The following is a 4,987-nucleotide window of genomic DNA, read 5'->3' on the forward strand; positions in this document are numbered from 1 at the left end:
GGCCCCCGTGACGGTTTCCGGTCGCGGGGGCCTCGGCGGTGCCCGGCACCCGGTGCCGTGAGGCATTCAGGCGCTCAGGCGCTCAGGCGTCGAGCTTCTCGTGCTCGGCGGACTCGGCCTTCTTCGCGGCCCGCAGGCTGGTGAAGGTGGTGACCGCCAGGACGACCACGATGAAGCCCAGCGAGAACGGGATGCCGATCTCCGGGGCCCACGTCGCGCCCGCCTCGTGCGCGGCGTGCAGCACCAGCTTCACCCCGATGAAGCCGAGGATCACCGACAGGCCGTACGACAGGTGGACCAGCTTCTTCAGCAGGCCGCCGATCAGGAAGTACAGCTGGCGCAGCCCCATCAGGGCGAAGGCGTTGGCGGTGAAGACGATGTACGGGTCCTGGGTCAGGCCGAAGATCGCCGGGATCGAGTCCAGCGCGAACAGCACGTCGGTGGTGCCGATCGCCAGCATGACGACCAGCATCGGGGTGATCAGCCGGCGGCCGTTCTCCCGGACGAACAGCCTGGTGCCGCGGTAGTCCTCGGTGGCCGGGAAGCGGCGGGTGATCGACTTGAGGACGCGGTTCTCCTCGAACTCCTCGTCCCCCTCGTCCTCGGCACGGGCCTCCTTGATCAGCTTCCAGGCCGTCCAGATCAGGAAGGCACCGAAGATGAAGAACACCCAGGAGAACTCGGAGACCAGCGCGGCGCCGCCGGCGATGAACACCGCCCGGAGCACCAGCGCGATGATCACACCGAACATCAGCACGCGCTGCTGGTAGATCCTGGGCACCGCGAACTTGCCCATGATCAGGATGAACACGAAGAGGTTGTCGACACTGAGCGACTTCTCGGTGATGTAGCCGGCGAAGAACTCGCCCGCCGGCTCCCCGCCGGAGTGCCACCAGAGGAAGCCACCGAAGAGCACCGCCAGGGCGACCCAGACGGCCGTCCAGATCCCGGCCTCCTTGATCGAGACCTCGTGCGGCTTGCGCCCTCCGATGAAGAAGTCCGCCACGACCAGTGCGATCAGCACCAGGATCGTGGAAACCCACATGGTTACGGAAACGTCCACTACTGCTCCTCCGGCAGGTAGGCGAGACAGTCATCGTCACTGCCGGAGGTCTCTTCCGCCCATCGGGCCAGCGCCCCGGGGTGCCACGACGGGCACCCGTGATGACGGGGTCGGCTGTCGAGGAATACTCCCCTCCGCTGCCAACGAGAGTAACAGCAATCCCAAGGAAAGGTAAAGAAGGTAAAGAACCGCAAAGGGCCGCGGCCGCACGGCCGGCTACGGGACCGGCTACAGGAACGGCTCGATCGCCGGCAGCAGGTCCTGGAAGGTGCGTCCCTTGGCCGGCGCGCCGATCGCCTGCATCTCCCAGCCGCCGTTGCCGTCCCGGACCACCTTGGCCATGATCTGCCCGGTATGCGGCCCGCCGCCCGCCAGCTCGTAGCGGGCCAGCTCCAGCCCGGTGGCCTCGTCCACCAGCCGGCAGTGCGCCCGCTGCACCTCGGCGAAGGTCTGCCCGGTGTACGAGCTGACCGTGAACACCACCTGGGTGATGTTCACGGGCACGTGCACCAGGTCGACCAGGATCGCCTCGTCGTCCTCGGCCCCGGAGCCGCCCTCCAGGTTGTCGCCGGTGTGCCGGACGGAGCCGTCGTTGCTCTCCAGGTGCGAGAAGAACACCACGTCGGACGGGGTCCGCTCGGCGTACAGCAGCGCCGAGGCGTCCAGGTCGATCTTCCGGGTGCGGCTGCCGAACAGCCCGCGCTTGGGGGCGGCCTCCCAGCCGAGGCCCATCCGGACCACGGTCAGGGCGCCGCCCTGCCCCTTCTGGAGGCTGACCCGCTGCCCCTTGGCCAGGTTCACCGACACGACGTTGTCCTCTCTGCCGGCCGCGCGGTCACACCCGAGCGGCTCCACGGTGGAACACCCCGTCGCCGTCCCCCGGCTGAGGCCCCCTCTGCGTACGGCCCGCAACCCCGTCCCGAGGGCACGATGCCGCAGGCCAGCCTAGGGCCTGCGGCACCCCGGCCTCCCCCGGGTCTCCCCGTTTGTGGCAAGGCTGAGACACCCGCGGACTTGACCGGTGTCATTCCGGCCAGGCGCGGCGCCGTACGGGCACGCCCCTCGGGTGCGGCTACGCCACTCCGGCCTCGCGCATCTGCCGCAGCTCCTTCTTCAGCTCCTTGACCTCGTCGCGCAGCCGGGCCGCGACCTCGAACTGGAGGTCGGCGGCGGCCGTGTGCATCCGGTCGGTCATCTCCTGGATCAGGTCCGCCAGTTCGGCGGCCGGCAGGGACTTGGCCGGCTTGCGCTCCGCCCCCAGCGACGGGACCGGGGCCTTGCCCTTGCCCTGGTTCCGGTAGCCGGTGGAGAGCAGCTCGTCGGTGTCCACGTCCTCGCGGGCGAGGGTGTCCAGGATGTCGCCGATCTTCTTGCGCAGCGGCTGCGGGTCGATCCCGTGCTCCTTGTTGTAGGCCTGCTGCACGGCCCGGCGGCGGTTGGTCTCGTCGATGGCCTTCTCCATCGCCGGGGTGATCCTGTCCGCGTACATGTGGACCTGGCCGGAGACGTTGCGGGCCGCGCGGCCGATCGTCTGGATCAGCGAGGTGCCGGAGCGCAGGAAGCCCTCCTTGTCCGCGTCCAGGATCGCCACCAGCGACACCTCGGGCAGGTCCAGGCCCTCGCGCAGCAGGTTGATGCCGACCAGCACGTCGTACCGGCCGGCCCGCAGCTCGCGCAGCAGCTCCACCCGGCGCAGGGTGTCCACGTCGCTGTGCAGGTACCGGACCCGGATGTCCAGGCCGAGCATGTAGTCGGTGAGGTCCTCGGCCATCTTCTTGGTCAGCGTGGTGACCAGGACGCGCTCGTCCCGCTCGACCCGCCGGCGGACCTCGTGCACCAGGTCGTCGATCTGGCCCTCGGTCGGCTTGACGATCACCTCGGGGTCGATCAGGCCGGTCGGGCGGATGATCTGCTCGACCTGGCCGTCGCCGCGCGACAGCTCGTACGGGCCGGGCGTCGCCGACAGGTAGACCGTCTGGTCGGTCCGCTCCAGGAACTCCTCCCACTTCAGCGGGCGGTTGTCCATCGCGGAGGGCAGCCGGAAGCCGTGCTCGACCAGGGTGCGCTTGCGCGAGGCGTCGCCCTCGTACATCGCGCCGATCTGCGGGACGGTGACGTGCGACTCGTCGATGACCAGGAGGAAGTCCTCCGGGAAGTAGTCGAGCAGGGTGTTCGGCGGGGAGCCGGGCTCGCGGCCGTCGAAGTGCATCGAGTAGTTCTCGACGCCCGAGCAGGTGCCGATCTGGCGCAGCATCTCGATGTCGTAGGTGGTGCGCATCCGCAGCCGCTGGGCCTCCAGCAGCTTGCCCTGCTTCTCCAGCTTCGCGAGCGTCAGCGCCAGCTCCGCCTCGATGCCGTTGACCGCGCGCTCCATGCGCTCGGGGCCGGCCACGTAGTGCGAGGCGGGGAAGACGTGGACCGAGTCGTCCTGGCTGATGATCTCGCCGGTGAGCGGGTGCAGGGTGTACAGCGCCTCGATCTCGTCGCCGAACATCTCGATCCGGACGGCGAGCTCCTCGTAGACCGGGAAGATCTCGATGGTGTCGCCGCGGACCCGGAAGGTGCCGCGGGTGAAGGCCACGTCGTTGCGGGCGTACTGGATGTCGACGAAGCGGCGCAGCAGCTCGTCCCGGTCGATCTCCTCGCCGACCTTCAGCCGCACCATCCGGTCCACGTACTCCTGCGGGGTGCCGAGGCCGTAGATGCAGGAGACCGAGGCCACCACCACCACGTCCCGGCGGGTGAGCAGCGAGTTGGTCGCCGAGTGGCGCAGCCGCTCGACCTCCTCGTTGATCGAGGAGTCCTTCTCGATGTAGGTGTCCGTCTGCGGGACGTACGCCTCGGGCTGGTAGTAGTCGTAGTACGAGACGAAGTACTCGACCGTGTTGTTCGGCAGCAGCTCGCGGAACTCGTTCGCCAGCTGCGCGGCCAGCGTCTTGTTCGGCGCCATCACCAGGGTGGGCCGCTGCAGCTTCTCGATCATCCAGGCCGTGGTGGCCGACTTGCCGGTGCCGGTGGCACCGAGCAGCACGACGTCCTTCTCCCCTCCCCTGATCCGCCGTTCCAGCTCGGCGATCGCCGCCGGCTGGTCGCCGTTCGGCTGGAAGGGGCTGACGACCTCGAAAGGCGCCACGGACCGCTCAATACTCGTGATGGGACGCACCACTCAACGGTACGACCCACCACCGACAAGCGAGGCCGGTTCGATCAGGCCGCGTGGGCCTCGAAGCTCATGGCCGGCTCCCGGGCGGGGTCGATCCGCACGACGGAGTCGAAGGCGGCGGCGAGCCGCTCGATCAGCGGAAGGGTCGGATCGACCCCGCTCTCCTCGATGCCCTCGACGGTCTCCTCGTCCAGCCCGGTCCGCTCGGCGAGCTCGGCGAGTGTCCACCCGAGCGCGGAGCGCCGGGCGTACACGGCCTCGGCCAGCGCCATCCGCCGCCCGGCCGCGCGGTACTCCTCGCTCTCCCGGTGCTCCGCCGGCACGGTCCAGCGGGTGTGGTAGCCGCTGCTCATCGCTGCTCCTCCCGGTCGTAGATCTCGTGATCGGCGGCGGGCCGGTGCTCCGCCTCGCAGACCTTCTGCGCGCGGCGTGCCCGTTCGACCTGATCGGTCTCGCGGTTCCTAGTCTTGCGGAAGACCGTCAGCAGCACAGCCCTCCGCCCCGGCGCGAGCCAGTACGTGATGCGCATGGACCCGATCCGCAGCTCCCGCAGCGGCCCGCCCAGGTGGCTCGCCAACGGGAACGACAACGCCTCACCGTCCTCGGCGAGGCGGTCGGCGGCGCGCTCGGCCGCCCGGTACTCGGCGGTCGGGCAGTTCTGGAGCCACACCCGCACCTCGGGCTCGATCTCGATCTCGTAGCCCGCCCGGGACTCGTCACCGGTCATGCCTCTCCCCCTCGCTCGGCAGTGGGAACAACTG

The 4,987-nt window shown here is 69.4% G+C and carries 5 protein-coding genes; all 5 read right to left on the reverse strand.

Translation table 11 applies throughout. The features are described 5' to 3' along the window. Positions 1-82: 82 nt before the first annotated feature. The 5 genes from ACFU6K_RS31195 to ACFU6K_RS31215 all read right to left on the reverse strand — a co-directional run bounded on the left by ACFU6K_RS31195 (position 83) and on the right by ACFU6K_RS31215 (position 4,953). The gene (locus ACFU6K_RS31195; RefSeq protein WP_380668704.1) at positions 83-1,063 is read right to left on the reverse strand and encodes a TerC family protein; all 981 of its coding nucleotides are present in this window, start codon (positions 1,061-1,063) and stop codon (positions 83-85) included. 228 nt (positions 1,064-1,291) lie between these two features. Then, positions 1,292-1,870 carry a TerD family protein gene (locus tag ACFU6K_RS31200; protein ID WP_380668706.1) on the reverse strand — a complete coding sequence of 193 codons (579 nt, stop codon included), beginning with the start codon at positions 1,868-1,870 and terminating at the stop codon, positions 1,292-1,294. 265 nt (positions 1,871-2,135) lie between these two features. Continuing rightward, complete coding sequence (gene uvrB / locus ACFU6K_RS31205; RefSeq protein ID WP_380668708.1) at positions 2,136-4,226, reverse strand: excinuclease ABC subunit UvrB; 2,091 nt, start codon at positions 4,224-4,226, stop codon at positions 2,136-2,138. Between the two features lie 44 nt (positions 4,227-4,270). Beyond that, a complete protein-coding gene (locus ACFU6K_RS31210; protein WP_380668710.1) occupies positions 4,271-4,579 on the reverse strand; it encodes a helix-turn-helix domain-containing protein in 309 nt (102 codons plus the stop codon). After that, positions 4,576-4,953: a type II toxin-antitoxin system RelE/ParE family toxin gene (locus ACFU6K_RS31215; protein WP_380668712.1), complete on the reverse strand. Its 378-nt coding sequence runs from the start codon at positions 4,951-4,953 to the stop codon at positions 4,576-4,578. The genes ACFU6K_RS31210 and ACFU6K_RS31215 overlap by 4 nt, the downstream gene beginning before the upstream one ends. Between the last annotated feature and the right edge of the window lie 34 nt (positions 4,954-4,987).

The sequence above is a fragment of the Kitasatospora sp. NPDC057512 genome (genome assembly GCF_042802135.1).
GTDB lineage: Bacteria > Actinomycetota > Actinomycetes > Streptomycetales > Streptomycetaceae > Kitasatospora.

What these genes read in the sequence shown, in the direction of transcription:
- ACFU6K_RS31210 (WP_380668710.1), bottom strand. Translation starts at nt 4,579, where the DNA reads ATGAGCAGCGGCTACCACACCCGCTGGACCGTGCCGGCGGAGCACCGG.
- ACFU6K_RS31215 (WP_380668712.1), bottom strand. Translation starts at nt 4,953, where the DNA reads ATGACCGGTGACGAGTCCCGGGCGGGCTACGAGATCGAGATCGAGCCC.